Genomic DNA, 16,924 nt, shown 5'->3' on the forward strand with positions numbered 1-16,924 from the left:
GAATCTCCCGGCAGTTTTTTTCTCCCCTTTCTTTCTCTGCCATCATGTTATAAAATAAGGAAAAAGAGATTTTTCGACAAAATGGAAAATAGTATGTTGTCAAATTGCAATAATCGTCGATTCGTTAAGAAAAACGTAGAAAAAGCTAGATAATGCTCTATTATTCGGAAAATTAAAGTTTTTTAAAGGGGATAGCATGGTTTTGTCGAATTGAACACTCAGAAGAGAAATGCAAAAGACTAAAGGAATCGACATTGGGGAGGAAAGAACGTGGAGAAAATTAAAGTGTGTGTAGCTGATGACAATCGAGAGCTTGTTGGCCTTTTGACAGAGTATATTGAGGGACAGGAAGATATGGAAGTACTTGGCGTGGCGTATAATGGTCAGGAATGTCTGACATTATTTAAAGATAAAGAGCCCGACGTTCTCCTCTTAGATATTATCATGCCTCATTTAGACGGTCTTGCTGTACTGGAACGCCTCCGTGAAAACAATGACATGACCAAACAGCCAAGTGTGATTATGCTAACGGCGTTTGGACAAGAAGATGTCACGAAAAAAGCAGTTGATTTGGGCGCATCCTATTTCATCTTAAAGCCATTTGATATGGAAAACCTAGTCGGTCATATTCGTCAAGTCAGTGGAAACGGCACACAAGTCACACATCGATCTTCATCTATCCAAAACAGTGTCCTTCGGAACAAACCTGAACCGAAACGTAAAAACTTAGATGCGAGCATTACGACGATTATTCATGAGATTGGCGTACCCGCTCATATTAAAGGATATTTATACTTAAGAGAAGCGATTTCGATGGTGTACAATGACATTGAGCTTCTCGGAAGCATCACAAAAGTGTTGTACCCAGACATCGCGAAGAAATTTAACACGACTGCCAGCAGGGTAGAACGAGCGATTCGTCATGCGATTGAAGTTGCTTGGAGCAGAGGAAACATCGATTCCATTTCCTCACTCTTTGGTTATACAGTCAGCATGTCTAAAGCGAAACCAACCAATTCTGAATTTATTGCTATGGTGGCTGATCGTCTGCGCTTAGAGCATAGAGCTAGCTAGTTCATTCTCTTAAAAAAACGTTTCTGCAAAGAGGCGTTTTTTTATTTCGAAAAATATTGTTAAAAATTGGTTGTATTGATACAATCATCTTATTGTTTCATTTGGACAACTCGGCTTGCTTTATTTTCGGAATAAAATGAAAAATAAAGCATGAAAGAAATGGGTATGTCATAAATTAGTGGTAATCAGCTACGCCAATCAATTGTTTGGTCTTCAAATAGAAGAAGAAAAAGCTCATTCGTAAGGAAAAGGATGAGAGGAAAAGGTCTGATGGATTTGGTAAATAAAGCAAATAAGATCGAAAGTTCTATTTCTATTGACCTGATTGGTTGGCGTTTTAAAGTCACTGGCTTCTTAGAGATTGTGCCATTTGAACTGAATATTCCCATTGTCGAATTTAATAATTTTCACATTCTTTTACTATGCTATAATAATGAGAAGAAGAGGGTGAGGTTATGGGAAAGCTGAAAATCCACTCTGCTGAGGTAGCGAACGAAATTAGCAAGTGGACGAGGGTCATTTCTCAGAATGACCTAGAAAAATCTGCTGTCTATAAAGAGAAAATTCAGAATTTGCTAAAAAATACAGATGAAGACCGTGAAGTTCTCCTTTATTATCAGCTTGTTAATGGCAGACATGAAATGTTACTTGGAAATATTGAAAAAGCCAATCACATTATGAAGAGTGTCGGAACGCTCGATGAGAAAGCAGATGACATTATTAATTTTTATTTTTACTTTTACAAAGGCCAATATGCTGCATATGTGAAAAAGTATGATGAAGCCATCAGTTTTTACAAAATTGCAGAACAGCGCCTAAAACGTGTGAATGAAGACCTGGAAGTAGGAACTTTTCACCATAAGGTTGCTTCAATCTATTACGAACTGAAACAAAATTTCATATCCATTAATCATATTAAAAAAGCCATCGATACGTTCAAAGCGCATGAAGAGTATACAGCGCAGGCGATTGACAGTTTGATTTTACATGCAAGTAATTGTATTGATTTGTTTCAATTTGAAGAAGCAGAAGAAAAATACCAAGAAGCACTTGAGAAAAGTAAACGCATTAACAATGAAGTGCTGATTGGGAAATGCTATCACAATTTAGCCGTTCTTTATTATGCGAAGCCTGATTATGAAAAAAGCGCACAATATGCCAAAAAAGGGATGGGCATTCAAATTCACCGTGACAATAGCCATTATTACATCCAATCTTTATATGTTCTGGCAAATGCCTTGGTTCATCTAGGAGATCAAGAGGCGAAGGAATATATTAAAGAGGGTATTCAGTATAGCTGCGATATCCAAAATAATGAATATATAGTAAAATTTGAAATTTTGGATTTGATGTGCGAAAATAGTGGAGCAGCAGACGTATTCTCTGAAAAATTAGACTACATAGAAAAAAATAGATTATATGTGGAGCTTGAGGATTTGTCTGAACAAATATCGAAATACTTCAAGGAACGAAATGACTATCAAAACGCCATTCGTTTTCTTGAAAAGAAATTCGATGCACAAATACTTCAAAAGAAAGTGGAGGTTATCTTATGAAAAAGTTGTTGTTAGGTGTAACCGTCGTTACAGCAGTCGCAGTTGTTTCTTCCCTTTTTGCTCTTGACGCAGAGACGACAGAGCAAGCCATCAGAGCGATTACGTGATCGAATTTACCTGTGAGCCTCTTCGTACTAATCAGAAGAGGTTTTTTTATGTGCTCAAACTGGAAAAATGAAAAGAGACACGTCATAATGAAAGGAAGCATCATACTTAGAGGTGACCTATGACGAAAATTTTTGCACACAGAGGTTTTAAAGGAATCTACCCTGAAAATACCATGATAGCCTTTGAGCATGCACTCCATTCTGGAGCTGACGGAATTGAGCTCGATGTTCAGCTGACGAAAGATGGCAAGCTTGCTGTCATTCACGATGAGAAGCTGAACAGAACAACGAATATGAAGGGCTTAGTGAAAGACCATACATATGAAGAGTTAAAAGCAGGAGATGCGAGTCATTCTTTCTATGAAGAAACCGGTGCTGTATCCATTCCTCTTTTAGAGGAAGTATTGGAGTTAGTGACGCAGCAACCATCACTCATCATCAATATTGAACTGAAAAATTCCATTTATCGATATCCTGGTATTGAAGAGAAAGTAAAGGAGCAAATTGAACACTTTCAAATAGAAGATCGTGTACTTGTCTCATCGTTTCATCATGGGAGTTTAGCTCTTTTTCACAAGCTGATGCCGCATGTTGAGCTTGCTGTTCTCACAATGGATGTGATTCATCAGCCGGAGATGTACTTGAAAACAGTACCTGCAAGAGGTTATCATCCGAATATAAAGGGCGCAGGGGTGACAAAAGAAGTCGTGTCGGCTCTCCGTGCCGCTCAGCAAGTGATCAGGCCATTTACGGTAAACAGTGAAAAGCAGATGAAAAGCATGTTTTCCTTAGGTGTCGATGGAATTTTCACTGATTTTCCTGACAGAGCCGTCAAAATAAGAGAAGAAATGAAATAAAGACCTGCTATCAGAAGCGGGTCTTTTTTCATGTCTATCTCTGCTTAAAGCGGGTGGTCACTTTATTGCGTTTGCGGTCTCTATATAAAATAAAGCCAGCGACTACATAAAGACCTCCTCCTAAAAATAACAACCCTGCAATTCCTTGCAGCCATAAAAATGGAAATGGTGCAATGATGATGCCGAAAACCGTGTCACGCAGCAGCTTAATCCCAAGTGCAGCAAGCGCGCCAGGTATTAAAATAATCACTAATGCAAGTATTCTCCCCATCAAATGTCCCCTTAAACGTCATTTACTTCCATTGTCTAATTCAAAAAATATTTTGTCAAGAAAGGAAAACGTGGTAATATAAGAGTTGTGCAATTTTTTGCAACGGAAAAATATGGTGTGCAAATTTTTTCATATAAAGGGGTAACGGGATGCAGAGAGTCTTGATTGTCGGTGCAGGACACGGTGGATCAATATTGCTTGAAACATTGCTGAAAACAAATATGATTCAAATCGTTGCGATCGCCGACCTTGATCTTGGGGCACCGGGGATGGTAGAAGCGAAAAAGAATGGAATCGATACGACAACGGATTGGAAAGAATACATAAAAGATGACATTGATATCATCATTGAAACAACGGGCAGTTCAGCTGTGCTTAAAGAACTGATGAAAGAAAAACGAGAGCATGCTGTCATTGTTCCGAGTTCGATGGCATACGTCATATCAGAATTAATGTCAGAAAAGCATCAGCTCATTCAAATATTAAAGGAACAAACCTATAAACATGACCGCATTTTTAATGCAACGAACGATGGCATGATTTTTATTAATATGGATGAAGAAGTCGTCCTATTTAATCGGTCGGCTGCCAAAATGGTTGGATGTTCGCAAAAAGATGCGATTGGCCGTCACATACGTGAAGTCATTCCAAACACAAAGCTTCCCGATATTTTAAGATCGAGGGAGCCTGAATTTAATCAAAAACAATTTCTGAATCAGCAAATACAAATTGTCACAACGCGTTTGCCAATTATTGATGACGCAGGAAGAATGCTGGGCGCTTTATCGATCTTCAAAGATATTACAGATGCGGTGGAGCTTGCGGAGGAAGTCACAAACCTCAAAGAAGTGCGGACAATGCTTGAGGCTATTATTCAATCATCGGATGAAGCGATATCCGTCGTAGATGAGCAGGGGAAAGGAATTTTAATCAACCGAGCTTACACGAAAATGACGGGGTTAACAGACAAAGAAGTTGTGGGCAAACCAGCAGGTGCGGATATTTCTGAAGGCGAAAGCATGCATTTGAAGGTGCTTGAAACGAGAAGGCCGGTTCGAGGCGTTAGAATGAAAGTCGGACCAAATAAGAAGGATGTGATCGTCAACGTAGCGCCAGTGATCGTTGATGGCATTCTAAAAGGCAGTGTCGGCGTCATTCATGACGTATCAGAAATTCAATCACTCACCAATGAATTGAATAAAGCAAGACAGCTCATCCGGACACTTGAGGCAAAGTACACATTTGAAGACATTATTGGAGAAAGTGAGCAAATGCTTGTGGCACTTGAGCAGGCAAAGCTAGGGGCAAAAACACCAGCCACCATCTTACTCAGGGGAGAATCAGGTACTGGGAAAGAGCTGTTCGCGCACGCTATACACAATGAAAGTGACCGGAAATATAATCGCTTTGTAAGAGTCAACTGTGCGGCCTTATCGGAAACCCTTTTAGAGTCAGAGCTTTTTGGCTACGAGGAAGGAGCGTTTTCTGGTGCAAGGCGCGGCGGTAAAAAAGGGCTGTTTGAAGAGGCAAATCACGGCAGTATTTTTTTGGATGAAATTGGTGAAATGACGCCAAGTACACAAGCGAAATTATTACGCGTCATGCAGGAGAAAGAAATTGTCAGAGTAGGCGGAACAAAAGCCATCCCTGTTGATGTACGTGTGATCACCGCAACAAATGTCAATATTGAAAAAGCGATGGCGGAAGGAAAGTTCAGAGAGGACTTATATTATCGCATGAACAGATATCCGATCTCTATTCCGCCGCTAAGGCAGCGCCTTGAAGATATTGACTCCTTAAGCAAACGTCTCATCCAGAAGATCAATTTAGACTATGGACGAAATGTGAGCGGCTTAACGGAAGGGGCGCTCGATAGACTTCGATCCTACAGCTGGCCTGGAAACGTAAGAGAACTGGAAAATGTCCTTGGACGAGCCATGATCTTTTTGAACCCGCAAGAAGAATGGATCGATGAAGATCATATTTCCTTCATGGAGTCAGAAGAGCAGGAAGAAAAAGAGCAGCAGGAACTGGCTGTCAGTCAATTTGAGGGAGAGACACTTTCGGATGCTGTTGAGGCATTTGAAGCGCAGCTGATTAAACAAACCCTTGAAAAGCATCAATTCAACCGCACGAAAACAGCGAAAACGTTAGGGATTAGCATTCGAAACCTTTACTATAAAATGGATAAATATCAACTTGCAAAAGATAGCATGCAATAAAATGCATGTTACCTGCAAAAAATTGCATGTATTTCATGCGAAATGCCTTATGTCGCTGCATTTCAAGCTGGCACAGAACTTGCATATGAAAACCATGAACCGAGCATAAGGAAAGGTGGACATATATGAAGCTTGACGATCTGATTATGAAAGCCGCCCAGCTGCAAAATAAAACTGCTGCTGTGGCTCATGCAGAAGACGAAGAAGTGCTTCATGCCATCAAGATGGCAATTGAACGAAAGGTCGCTCGCTTCCTGCTGGTTGGGAACAAACGCAACCTGAAGGAGCTGGTGAAACAGCATGAGATCAATGAGGACTGGATAGATATTATTCATTCGGATTCTCCTGAAGAATCAGCCAAAATTGCCGTGCAGGCAGTGAGTGAGAAGCATGCAGATATATTGATGAAGGGGCATGTCCCGACAGCCGTTCTTTTAAAAGCGGTACTGAATAAAGAGTACGGGCTGCGGACAGCGAGTGTCCTATCACATGTCGCGGCATTCGAAGTGCCGGGCTTTGATCGTTTTATTTATGTCACGGATTCTGCGATGAACATCGCGCCCGATTTAAATATGCTCAAAGAGATCACGATCAATGCTGTTCAAGTAGCACAAGCTGTCGGAAACGACATGCCAAAGGTGGCAGTGTTATCTGCGGTAGAGGTCGTGAACCCGGCAATGGATTCAACTTTGACAGCGGCAAGTCTGGCACAAATGAATAGGCGAGGTCAAATTTCTGGCTGCCTCATTGATGGACCTCTTGCTTTAGACAATGCCATTTCTCAAACGGCAGCTTCTCATAAAAATATTACGAGTGATGTCGCCGGTCATGCAGATATTTTGCTTGTGCCAACGATTGAAGCAGGGAACATTCTTTATAAATCTCTCATCTACTTTGCACATGCAAAGGTGGGAGCTGTGGTGGCAGGAGCGAAGGCGCCGATTGCCTTAACAAGCCGATCGGATACAGCTGAAAGTAAGCTTTATTCAATTGCACTTGCCATCTGTACATCAAATTAAGCGGAAGTCATAGGAGGAATAAACAATGGAACTTTTTAAATATATGGAACGATACGATTATGAGCAGCTTGTGTTTTGTCAGGATGAACAGTCTGGCTTAAAAGCCATTATTGCTATTCATGATACAACACTTGGGCCAGCACTAGGCGGGACGAGAATGTGGACGTATGAAAACGAAGAAGCAGCGATCGAAGATGCGTTACGTCTAGCAAGAGGGATGACTTATAAAAACGCAGCAGCAGGCCTGAATCTTGGCGGCGGGAAAACAGTCATCATCGGTGACCCGAGAAAAGATAAAAATGAAGAAATGTTCCGTGCGTTTGGACGCTACATTCAAGGATTGAATGGCCGCTATATCACAGCGGAGGATGTCGGTACAACGGTAGAAGACATGGATCTTATTCATGAAGAAACAGACTTTGTGACAGGTATTTCTCCTGCATTTGGTTCTTCCGGAAATCCGTCTCCTGTTACGGCTTACGGTGTATATAAAGGGATGAAAGCTGCTGCCAAAGCTGCATTTGGGACCGATTCATTAGAAGGAAAAACAATTGCTGTCCAAGGTGTTGGGAATGTGGCCTACAATTTGTGTAAACACCTGCACGAAGAAGGTGCACAGCTAATTGTCACAGATATCAACAAAGACTCTGTAAAGCGAGCTGTTGAAGACTTTGGTGCAAAAGCAGTAGACCCTGACGATATTTATGATCAAGCATGTGATATTTATGCACCATGTGCACTTGGTGCAACGATTAACGATGTAACGATTCCTAAGTTGAAAGCAAAGGTCATCGCAGGTGCAGCCAATAACCAGCTGAGAGAAACGCATCACGGCGATCTTATCCATGAAATGGGCATTGTCTATGCACCTGATTATGTGATCAATGCAGGCGGCGTGATTAACGTTGCTGATGAGCTTTATGGCTATAATGCAGATCGTGCGATGAAAAAAGTGGAAGGTATTTACCAAAATATTGAACGTGTCATTGAAATTTCAAACCGTGATGCCATTCCAACTTATAAAGCGGCAGACCGATTGGCAGAGGAGCGAATTGAAAGAATGCGCAAATCAAGAAGCCAATTCCTGCAAAATGGTCAACATATTTTAAGTCGTCGCTAATTTGAAGAATGAGTTGAAACGGAGGTTTTGTTTTTGCTGACAAAAGAATGGCGTATTCTCACAATTAATCCTGGCTCTACTTCAACAAAAATCGGTGTGTTTCACAATGAACGATCTATTTTTGAAACGACACTCAGACATACAGATGAGGAATTAAAGCAATTCCCACATATCATTGATCAATTTTCATTTCGTAAAGAAACAATCCTGAAAACGCTGCATGAACAAGGGATGAACATCTCAAAGTTTGATGCAGTGTGCGCACGCGGCGGCCTTCTCCGGCCTATCGAAGGAGGCACATATGAAGTCAATGAGCAAATGGTGGAAGACCTGAAAGAAGGATATGCCGGCCAGCATGCATCAAATCTGGGCGGTATCATTGCACGAGAAATTGCACTTGGCCTGAACATCCCAGCTTTTATTGTCGATCCAGTTGTGGTGGATGAACTAAAACCAATTGCTCGTATTTCAGGGCTGCCAACGATTGAAAGAAAAAGCATCTTCCATGCATTAAATCAAAAAGCAGTCGCAAGAAAAACGGCTGCATCCTTTGGGAAGCGTTACGAAGATTTGAACATGATTATTACGCATATGGGCGGCGGCATCACCATTGGTGTACATGAAAAAGGAAAAGTCATTGATGTCAATAACGGACTGCATGGCGAAGGACCTTTCAGCCCGGAGCGAGCGGGGACCCTGCCAACAGGTGACCTCGTCAATCTTTGCTTTTCTGGTGAGTATAGCCAAGAGGAAATGCTGAAACGCATTATTGGTGAAGGCGGACTTGCGGGCTACCTTGGCACGACAGATGCTGTGAAAGTGGAGCGCATGATTGAAGCAGGCGATGAACGGGCGGCGCTGATTTATGAAGCGATGTGCTATCAAATTGCCAAGGAAATCGGTGCGGCTAGTGCTGTCTTAAAAGGAGCAGTTGACGTCATTGTGTTAACAGGCGGACTTGCGTACAGCAAACAAATTACATCAAGTATTAGAGGATACATTGACTGGATTTCAGATGTTGTCGTGTATCCAGGCGAAAATGAACTGCAATCCTTAGCAGAAGGTGCACTTCGTATTTTAAAAGAAGAAGAATCACCGAAAGAATACCCAAATGATCAACGAATGAAGAAAGGAGTGACAAGTCATGGCAACTGAATATGACCTCGTCATTCTTGGTGGAGGCACAGGCGGCTATGTAGCGGCCATCCGTGCCTCACAGCTTGGATTGAAAACAGCAGTTGTAGAAAAAGAAAAGCTTGGCGGAACATGTCTGCATAAAGGATGCATTCCGTCTAAAGCGCTGCTTAGAAGTGCAGAAGTCTATCAAACCGTCAAACGTGCTGCTGATTTTGGCGTTGAGGCAAACGGCATTGCCTTGCAATTTGCCAATGTGCAGAAAAGAAAAACAGAGATTGTAGAGAAACTAGCAGGCGGCGTCAAACACTTAATGAAACAAGGAAAAATTGATGTCTATGAAGGGATCGGCCGTATCCTTGGTCCATCTATCTTTTCGCCAATGCCAGGAACCATCTCCGTAGAAATGGCAAATGGAGATGAAAATGAAATGCTCATTCCAAAGCAGGTCATTATTGCGACAGGTTCAAGACCACGGGTGCTGCCTGGGCTTGAAGCAGATGGGACGCACATTCTTTCATCAGATGATGCACTTGAACTGCCAGAGCTTCCACAGTCAATGCTCATTGTCGGCGGCGGGGTGATCGGAATTGAGTGGGCTTCCATGCTCAATGATTTTGGTGTGAAGGTGACTGTGATTGAATTTGCAGATCGCATATTGCCAACAGAGGATCATGACATTTCTAAAGAAATGGAAAAGCTTTTATCTAAAAAAGGCATCACCTTTGTGAAAAATGCGAAAGTACTGCCAGATACCATCAAAAAGCAGGAGAATCTCGTGACGATTCAAGCAGAAAAGGATGGAGACATTCAGACTTTTGAAGCGGAAAAACTTCTTCTTTCAGTCGGCAGAGTACCAAATATTGAAGGCATTGGTCTTGAAAACACGGACATCCAAACAGAAAAACAAGGCATTGTCGTGAATGAACATTATCAAACGAAAGAATCGCATATTTACGCAATAGGAGATGTCATTGGCGGGCTTCAGCTGGCACATGTGGCTTCACACGAAGGCATGATTGCTGTGGAACATATGGCTGGGAAAGATCCAAAGCCGCTCGATGAAACGCTCGTATCTAAATGTGTCTACTCTCACCCAGAAACCGCTAGTGTTGGACTCACTGAACAGGCGGCAAAAGAGCAAGGCTTCGAAGTGAAAATGGGAAAATTTCCATTTATGGCGATCGGTAAAGCGCTTGTGTACGGGGAATCTGATGGATTCGTCAAAATCATTGCCGATCAAAAGACAGATGATATTTTAGGGATTCATATGATTGGTCCTCATGTAACAGATATGATATCTGAAGCTGGATTAGCCAAAGTACTTGATGCAACGCCGTGGGAAGTGGGGCAAACGATCCACCCGCATCCAACCTTATCAGAGGCGATTGGTGAGGCAGCTCTTGCTGTTGACGGGAAGGCGATCCATTTTTAATCAAGGAGGGAAATAGGATGAGTAACATGCGTCATCAGGAATTAGGATTATCAGATGAACAAGCAATTGATATATATAGAACAATGCTTCTAGCAAGGAAAATTGATGAACGGATGTGGCTTTTAAACCGTTCTGGTAAAATTCCATTCGTGATTTCTTGTCAAGGGCAGGAAGCGCAGCAAGTCGGTGCTGCTTTTGCTCTCAATAGAGAAGAGGATTACGTCTTACCTTACTACCGTGATATGGGGGTTGTCCTCGCATTTGGGATGACAGCCAAAGATTTAATGATGTCTGGTTTCGCAAAACAAGACGATCCAAACTCGGGCGGAAGACAGATGCCAGGTCATTTTGGACAAAAATCAAATCGAATTGTGACGGGATCTTCACCTGTCACAACGCAGGTTCCTCATGCAGTGGGGATTGCACTTGCTGGACGTCTGGAGCAGAAAAACTTTGTCAGCTTTGTCACGTTCGGTGAGGGCTCTTCAAACCAAGGTGATTTCCACGAAGGTGCTAACTTCGCTGCTGTGCATAAGCTGCCTGTTATTTTCATGTGTGAAAACAATAAGTACGCGATTTCCGTGCCGTATGACAAACAAGTGGCATGTGAACGCATTTCAGATCGTGCAATTGGGTACGGAATGCCTGGTGTAACCGTTGATGGCAATGATCCGCTTGAAGTATATGCCGCTGTCAAAGAAGCGAGAGACCGTGCGGCAAGAGGCGAAGGGCCAACGTTGATTGAAACGATCTCTTACCGTTTAACTGCGCATTCAAGTGATGATGATGATTCAAGCTATCGAGAAAAAGAAGAAGTGCTCGAAGCGAGAAAGAAAGATCCGCTCATCCAATATGAAACGTATTTAATTGAAGGAAACGTCATGACTTCTGAAATGAAAGAAGAGATGACAAAAGAAATCATGCAAATCGTAAACGAAGCGACTGATGAAGCGGAAAACGCTGCTTATGCTGATGCAGAAAGCGCACTTCGTTACGTGTATGCGGAGTAAGGGGGAAGAAAAATGCCTGTTATGTCATATATAGACGCCATTACACTGGCGATGAAAGAAGAAATGGAACGAGATCCAAAAGTGTTTGTGCTCGGAGAGGATGTCGGGAAAAAGGGCGGCGTATTTAAAGCGACAGCGGGTCTTTATGAGCAATTCGGAGAGGCGCGCGTCATGGATACACCTCTTGCAGAATCAGCCATTGCTGGTGTAGGTATTGGGGCAGCGATGTATGGAATGCGCCCAATTGCGGAGATGCAATTTGCGGATTTCATTATGCCTGCAATCAACCAAATCATTTCAGAGGCTGCGAAAATCAGATACCGCTCAAATAACGATTGGAGCTGTCCAATGGTCATCCGCGCACCTTACGGGGGCGGTGTACACGGGGCGCTTTATCATTCACAATCGGTTGAAGCGATTTTTGCCAATCAGCCTGGTTTGAAGATTGTCATGCCTTCTACACCTTATGATGTAAAAGGTCTTTTAAAGGCTGCGGTGCGTGATCCAGATCCTGTATTGTTCTTTGAACACAAACGTGCCTACCGTCTCATCAAAGGAGAAGTACCTGAGGAGGATTACACACTCCCTATTGGAAAAGCAGATGTGAAACGTGAAGGCGATGATATCACGGTCATTACATATGGCCTCTGTGTCCATTTTGCGCTGCAAGCAGCAGACCGCCTTGCGAAAGACGGCATTTCTGCGCATATTCTCGATTTGAGAACAGTGTACCCGCTCGATCAGGAAGCCATTATTGAAGCGGCATCAAAAACAGGCAAAGTGCTTCTTCTAACGGAAGATACAAAAGAGGGCAGCATCATGAGTGAGGTAGCGGCGATCATATCGGAGCATTGCTTATTTGATTTAGACGCACCAATCAAACGTCTAGCCGGACCAGAAATCCCGGCAATGCCTTATGCGCCGCCAATGGAAAAATTCTTCATGGTCAATCCAGATAAGGTAGAAGCTGAAATGAGAGAGCTAGCGGCGTTTTAAGAAAGAGGAGGGTTTCAAGTGGCAATTGAACAAATGAAAATGCCTCAGCTAGGTGAAAGTGTAACAGAAGGAACCATTAGCAAATGGCTCGTTTCACCTGGCGATCATGTGAATAAATACGATCCGATTGCGGAAGTCATGACGGATAAAGTGAACGCAGAAGTCCCGTCATCTTTTACAGGAACGATTACAAAGCTATCGGCTGAAGAAGGCGATACGCTGCAAGTAGGAGAAGTGTTCTGTGAAATTGAAGTAGAGGGCAGCTCGCAGCAGAGTGCGAAAGAAGAAGCGGCACCTGAGCAAAGTGAAGCACCTGAAGCAGATCAAACAAAAGAGAATCAAAGTCAAAAGAAACGCTACTCTCCAGCAGTCCTTCGTTTAGCAGATGAGCACAGCATTGATTTAGCGGCTGTTCAAGGAACCGGAGCAGGCGGACGAATCACAAGAAAAGATTTACTTCAGCTCATTGAAAACGGCGGCGTACAAGAGAAGGCAGCACCTGTTAATGAACAGGCGGTAAAGCCGGAGCCTGCGCAGCCATCAAAACCAAAAGCGGCCCCTTCCGTCTCTACAATGCCTGGTGATGTTGAACTGCCAGTCACGCCAATTAGGCAGGCGATTGCGGCAAATATGCTGAGAAGCAAACATGAAATTCCGCACGCATGGACGATGATGGAAGTCGATGTGACAAACCTTGTGACAAGAAGAAATCAGCTCAAGGACCAATTTAAAGCAAAAGAAGGCTTTAATTTGACGTTCTTTGCGTTCTTTGTCAAAGCAGTGGCTCAGGGCTTAAAGGAATTCCCAGAAATGAACAGCATGTGGGCTGGAGATAAAATTGTTCAAAAGAAAGCAATCAATGTCTCGATTGCTGTTGCGACTGATGACGCTCTTTTTGTTCCAGTCATTAAGGATGCGGATGAAAAAACGATTAAGGGCATCGCCAAAGAAATTCATGAGCTTGCTTCCAAGGTGAGACAAGGAACGCTGAAGCAAAGTGACATGGAAGGCGGCACCTTTACTGTAAACAACACGGGATCATTTGGTTCTATACAATCCATGGGAATCATTAATTACCCGCAAGCGGCGATTTTACAAGTAGAATCGATCGTGAAGCGTCCAATGATTGTAAACGGCATGATTGCAGCAAGAGACATGGTCAACCTTTGTCTTTCATTAGATCACAGAGTACTTGATGGTCTTGTATGCGGCAGATTCCTTCAACGAATAAAACAAATCCTTGAAGGCATTGACGAGCAGACATCTGTTTACTAAAACAAGAATGTCCCCCTCCCGATATGGAGAGGGGGATTTCTACATAATGAGAAAGGAGCGGTGATATGTCTGGATTAGACTTTTTTGCGTTTTTAACGGTTGGGCTCATGTTTATCACAGCAATTGCGTTCGCTTTTCTTCGATATATTTCTAAATCACGCAATCATCCTGAAAGATTACTACTCATCATATCAATCGTTTCAATGATTCAAATTGTGTATTGCTTGCTGATTGTCGGTGGATTTAAAGGAGCAGCAAATAGCCTCTTAGGAATTTCTCTTCTTGCTGGGACGCTGCTTGGCTATGCACTTGAATATTTATACAGACGCTATATCAAAAAAACGCCCGAAAAAGAATGATCTCGGGCGTTTTCTTTATTCTGCTGGAACAATAAAGGTCAAATGCTGTTTTAACGCTTCTAAAGAAGTTGGGGCTGTCATATACACTTCGCCATCTGTATCAGCATCCATTTCCTCCTTTGTATGGATCTGAATATTGGATGCTTGAATGAGGGAGAGGTCCCCGGTGAAATCCTCCAGTTCTTCCCGGTTCATAGAAAAGATTTCTTTTAGAGCAGAGAAGCTCGTATTTCTGCAAATTAAGATTTCTGCTTTCCCATCATCAATTGCTGCATTGGGCAAATCAATTTTATTTGTCCCGATGAAATGTCCATTCATGACAAGAACGATGACGGCTTCTTCTTCCCAGCTTTCCTCCTCTGTTTCAATTCGTACGTGAAAAGGATCTGTTTGCTGCAAGGTGCGCAGGGCACTTGTGAAGTAGCTGATTTTGCCGAGTACAGCTTTTTCCTTGTCATTAATATTGTTGGATGTGTCTGCAATCAGCCCGATGCCCCAAAAGTTTAACAAGTATCGATCTCCTGCTTTGATTAAGTCGACCTTCTTTTCTATGCCGTCTACAATTATTTGAGCGGCTTTTTGCATTTGTTGCGGAATACCAAGCGTTCGAGAAAAGTCATTGCATGTCCCGCCTGGTAATATCGCTACAGCCGGCCTTTTTTCTAAACCGCCGATGCCATTCATGCATTCATGCACGGTTCCATCTCCGCCTAATATGATCAGCAATTCTATCGTCTCATCAATTGCACGACAGAATTGATAAGCATCATTTGGCTGTTTTGTTGGTTTAAGAATGAGTTCATCAATATGTAGAGAAAGAAGAGGTACTGTTTGACCGAGAATTTTTTCCATGTTTTTTTGTCCAGCATTTCCATTATAAATGAGCATCGCTTTTTTGAATTGTGCCATCACGCAGTTCTCCCTTTCATCTCTTTATCATCACTTTTCCCCAATTTGACAGCTCATAAACGATGTTCGGAAAAAGTGGGGGGATGAAAAGACAACACATTTGCCCGCAGGCGTTTTCCTTGATATGATGTTGTTAAAATGGTTTTGGCATGCTAAAGGAGTGGACGGACAATGAATATTGATTTTAATTTATTTATGAATGATATTGTGAAACAAGCGAGAGAAGAGATCAAACAGGCAGGCTATACTGAGCTTACATCATCTGAAGAGGTAGATGAAGCACTGTCTAAAAAAGGCACAGCACTTGTGATGGTGAATTCAGTATGCGGATGTGCTGGCGGTATTGCAAGACCAGCTGCAGGCTATTCTGTTCATTACGATAAGCGTCCAGATCAATTGTTGACAGTGTTTGCTGGACAAGACAAAGAGGCAACAGCAAGAGCCCGTGAATACTTTGAAGGCTTCCCGCCATCTTCACCATCCTTTGCATTATTAAAAGATGGAAAGATCATTAAAATGGTCGAACGTCATGAAATTGAAGGACACGAGCCAATGGAAGTCGTGTCAAAGCTTCAAGCTGCATTCGATGAGCATTGCGAAGAAATTTAACGTGTGACGTTTGAATGATGAAATATAAAGCAGTCCGGTCTTTAGATCGGTCTGCTTTTTGTTTTATAAGACCATTGAATCAAAATAATTTTAGCAAAATACTATTGCATCTTAAAAAGAAAGTGTTTAAAATACATTATAGTGAATAAATATTCAAAACAATACATGATTTTAAAAACTGGGAGGCATTATCTTATGAAAAAGTGGTTATTATTACTTATGACAGCTGGTCTTGCAGCTGCACTCGCAGCTTGCGGAACTTCTTCTAATAATTCAAACGCATCAGGAGATGACAAAACACTCGTTATGGCGACATCGGCAGATTATCCGCCATTTGAATCAAAAGACGGAGATAAAATTGTCGGTTTTGATGTCGATCTTGCAACAGCACTAGCGAAAAAGAACGGCTACAAGCTAGAAATTCAAGATATGGATTTTGCAAGCCTTGTATCAGCCCTTAAAACAAATAAAGCTGATATTGTCCTTGCAGGCATGACCCCTACAGAAAAACGAAAAAAACAATTAGATTTCTCTGATGTTTATTACAATGCTAAAAACTTAGTTGTCTCAAAGAAATCTAGCGGAATGAAAACAGAGAAAGACTTAAAAGATAAAACAGTCGGCGTTCAATTAGGTTCAATCCAGCAGGATGAAGCAAACGGTTTGCAAAAGAAATATAACTTAAAAGTGGAAGACCGTAATAAAATCTCTGATATCATTCAAGAAATCAAAGCAGGTCGTTTTGATGCAGCCATTATTGAAGATAAAGTAGCTGCTGGTTATTTGAAAAAAGAAAAAGACTTCCAAGCATTTGGATTGAATAGTTCAAACGAAGGTTCAGCCATTGCATTCAAGAAAAATAGCGACTTAACAGCTAAATTTAATAAATCATTAAAAGAAATGCAAGACAATGGCGAACTTGATAAATTAATTAAAAAATGGTTTGCTGATGAAAAATAAGTCAGGAAAAG

At 42.1% G+C, this 16,924-nt stretch carries 16 protein-coding genes; 14 read left to right on the forward strand and 2 right to left on the reverse strand.

Features of this window, described 5'->3' with window-relative positions:
- The first annotated feature begins 270 nt into the window (after positions 1 to 270).
- The 3 genes from spo0A (at position 271) to C6347_RS10295 (ending at position 3,594) form a co-directional block, all read left to right on the forward strand.
- Entirely contained in the window at positions 271 to 1,074 is an 804-nt protein-coding gene (gene spo0A, locus C6347_RS10280; RefSeq protein ID WP_012010520.1) for a sporulation transcription factor Spo0A, read from the forward strand.
- 455 nt (positions 1,075 to 1,529) lie between these two features.
- Positions 1,530 to 2,630, forward strand: coding sequence for a Rap family tetratricopeptide repeat protein (locus tag C6347_RS10290; protein ID WP_066030680.1), 1,101 nt, complete (start codon positions 1,530 to 1,532; stop codon positions 2,628 to 2,630).
- Between the two features lie 226 nt (positions 2,631 to 2,856).
- Entirely contained in the window at positions 2,857 to 3,594 is a 738-nt protein-coding gene (locus tag C6347_RS10295; protein WP_060596816.1) for a glycerophosphodiester phosphodiesterase, read from the forward strand.
- A 34-nt stretch (positions 3,595 to 3,628) separates the two neighbouring features.
- Here C6347_RS10295 and C6347_RS10300 read toward each other — a convergent pair whose 3' ends face one another.
- Complete coding sequence (locus tag C6347_RS10300) at positions 3,629 to 3,865, reverse strand: DUF2627 domain-containing protein (RefSeq protein ID WP_034661240.1); 237 nt, start codon at positions 3,863 to 3,865, stop codon at positions 3,629 to 3,631.
- Between the two features lie 149 nt (positions 3,866 to 4,014).
- On the opposite strand from C6347_RS10300, the gene C6347_RS10305 reads away from it, so the two are divergent.
- The 9 genes from C6347_RS10305 to C6347_RS10345 all read left to right on the forward strand — a co-directional run bounded on the left by C6347_RS10305 (position 4,015) and on the right by C6347_RS10345 (position 14,435).
- Complete coding sequence (locus C6347_RS10305) at positions 4,015 to 6,087, forward strand: sigma-54 interaction domain-containing protein (protein ID WP_034661239.1); 2,073 nt, start codon at positions 4,015 to 4,017, stop codon at positions 6,085 to 6,087.
- A gap of 125 nt (positions 6,088 to 6,212) precedes the next feature.
- On the forward strand, positions 6,213 to 7,106 hold the full coding sequence (gene yqiS, locus C6347_RS10310) for a phosphate butyryltransferase (RefSeq protein WP_034661238.1): 894 nt from the start codon (positions 6,213 to 6,215) through the stop codon (positions 7,104 to 7,106).
- Between the two features lie 25 nt (positions 7,107 to 7,131).
- Complete coding sequence (gene bcd, locus C6347_RS10315; protein ID WP_003215658.1) at positions 7,132 to 8,226, forward strand: branched-chain amino acid dehydrogenase; 1,095 nt, start codon at positions 7,132 to 7,134, stop codon at positions 8,224 to 8,226.
- A 33-nt stretch (positions 8,227 to 8,259) separates the two neighbouring features.
- Positions 8,260 to 9,381 (forward strand): butyrate kinase, encoded by a 1,122-nt coding sequence (buk, locus tag C6347_RS10320; RefSeq protein WP_060596815.1) that lies wholly within the window; start codon positions 8,260 to 8,262, stop codon positions 9,379 to 9,381.
- On the forward strand, positions 9,371 to 10,795 hold the full coding sequence (lpdA, locus tag C6347_RS10325) for a dihydrolipoyl dehydrogenase (protein ID WP_060596814.1): 1,425 nt from the start codon (positions 9,371 to 9,373) through the stop codon (positions 10,793 to 10,795). Before buk ends, lpdA begins: the two co-directional genes overlap by 11 nt.
- Before the next feature lie 17 nt (positions 10,796 to 10,812).
- On the forward strand, positions 10,813 to 11,805 hold the full coding sequence (locus C6347_RS10330) for a thiamine pyrophosphate-dependent dehydrogenase E1 component subunit alpha (protein ID WP_060596813.1): 993 nt from the start codon (positions 10,813 to 10,815) through the stop codon (positions 11,803 to 11,805).
- 12 nt (positions 11,806 to 11,817) lie between these two features.
- The gene (locus tag C6347_RS10335) at positions 11,818 to 12,801 is read left to right on the forward strand and encodes an alpha-ketoacid dehydrogenase subunit beta (protein ID WP_034661229.1); all 984 of its coding nucleotides are present in this window, start codon (positions 11,818 to 11,820) and stop codon (positions 12,799 to 12,801) included.
- A gap of 18 nt (positions 12,802 to 12,819) precedes the next feature.
- The gene (locus C6347_RS10340) at positions 12,820 to 14,076 is read left to right on the forward strand and encodes a dihydrolipoamide acetyltransferase family protein (protein ID WP_106036850.1); all 1,257 of its coding nucleotides are present in this window, start codon (positions 12,820 to 12,822) and stop codon (positions 14,074 to 14,076) included.
- Between the two features lie 65 nt (positions 14,077 to 14,141).
- Positions 14,142 to 14,435 (forward strand): YesK family protein, encoded by a 294-nt coding sequence (locus tag C6347_RS10345; RefSeq protein WP_034661226.1) that lies wholly within the window; start codon positions 14,142 to 14,144, stop codon positions 14,433 to 14,435.
- A gap of 15 nt (positions 14,436 to 14,450) precedes the next feature.
- Here the strand turns inward: C6347_RS10345 and C6347_RS10350 are convergent, their stop codons facing one another.
- On the reverse strand, positions 14,451 to 15,344 hold the full coding sequence (locus C6347_RS10350) for a YegS/Rv2252/BmrU family lipid kinase (RefSeq protein ID WP_060596809.1): 894 nt from the start codon (positions 15,342 to 15,344) through the stop codon (positions 14,451 to 14,453).
- A 171-nt stretch (positions 15,345 to 15,515) separates the two neighbouring features.
- Here C6347_RS10350 and C6347_RS10355 point away from each other — a divergent pair, with 171 nt between their 5' ends.
- Positions 15,516 to 15,953 (forward strand): BrxA/BrxB family bacilliredoxin, encoded by a 438-nt coding sequence (locus C6347_RS10355; protein WP_034661224.1) that lies wholly within the window; start codon positions 15,516 to 15,518, stop codon positions 15,951 to 15,953.
- Positions 15,954 to 16,148: 195 nt separating this feature from the next.
- Complete coding sequence (locus tag C6347_RS10360) at positions 16,149 to 16,913, forward strand: transporter substrate-binding domain-containing protein (RefSeq protein WP_012010505.1); 765 nt, start codon at positions 16,149 to 16,151, stop codon at positions 16,911 to 16,913.
- Positions 16,914 to 16,924 lie beyond the last annotated feature (11 nt).

It is taken from the genome of Bacillus sp. NMTD17 (assembly GCF_002998735.1).
GTDB lineage: Bacteria > Bacillota > Bacilli > Bacillales > Bacillaceae > Bacillus.

What these genes read in the sequence shown, in the direction of transcription:
- C6347_RS10290 (WP_066030680.1), top strand. Translation starts at nt 1,530, where the DNA reads ATGGGAAAGCTGAAAATCCACTCTGCTGAGGTAGCGAACGAAATTAGC.
- C6347_RS10295 (WP_060596816.1), top strand. Translation starts at nt 2,857, where the DNA reads ATGACGAAAATTTTTGCACACAGAGGTTTTAAAGGAATCTACCCTGAA.
- C6347_RS10300 (WP_034661240.1), bottom strand. Translation starts at nt 3,865, where the DNA reads ATGGGGAGAATACTTGCATTAGTGATTATTTTAATACCTGGCGCGCTT.
- C6347_RS10305 (WP_034661239.1), top strand. Translation starts at nt 4,015, where the DNA reads ATGCAGAGAGTCTTGATTGTCGGTGCAGGACACGGTGGATCAATATTG.
- yqiS (WP_034661238.1), top strand. Translation starts at nt 6,213, where the DNA reads ATGAAGCTTGACGATCTGATTATGAAAGCCGCCCAGCTGCAAAATAAA.
- bcd (WP_003215658.1), top strand. Translation starts at nt 7,132, where the DNA reads ATGGAACTTTTTAAATATATGGAACGATACGATTATGAGCAGCTTGTG.
- lpdA (WP_060596814.1), top strand. Translation starts at nt 9,371, where the DNA reads ATGGCAACTGAATATGACCTCGTCATTCTTGGTGGAGGCACAGGCGGC.
- C6347_RS10330 (WP_060596813.1), top strand. Translation starts at nt 10,813, where the DNA reads ATGAGTAACATGCGTCATCAGGAATTAGGATTATCAGATGAACAAGCA.
- C6347_RS10335 (WP_034661229.1), top strand. Translation starts at nt 11,818, where the DNA reads ATGCCTGTTATGTCATATATAGACGCCATTACACTGGCGATGAAAGAA.
- C6347_RS10345 (WP_034661226.1), top strand. Translation starts at nt 14,142, where the DNA reads ATGTCTGGATTAGACTTTTTTGCGTTTTTAACGGTTGGGCTCATGTTT.
- C6347_RS10350 (WP_060596809.1), bottom strand. Translation starts at nt 15,344, where the DNA reads ATGGCACAATTCAAAAAAGCGATGCTCATTTATAATGGAAATGCTGGA.
- C6347_RS10355 (WP_034661224.1), top strand. Translation starts at nt 15,516, where the DNA reads ATGAATATTGATTTTAATTTATTTATGAATGATATTGTGAAACAAGCG.
- C6347_RS10360 (WP_012010505.1), top strand. Translation starts at nt 16,149, where the DNA reads ATGAAAAAGTGGTTATTATTACTTATGACAGCTGGTCTTGCAGCTGCA.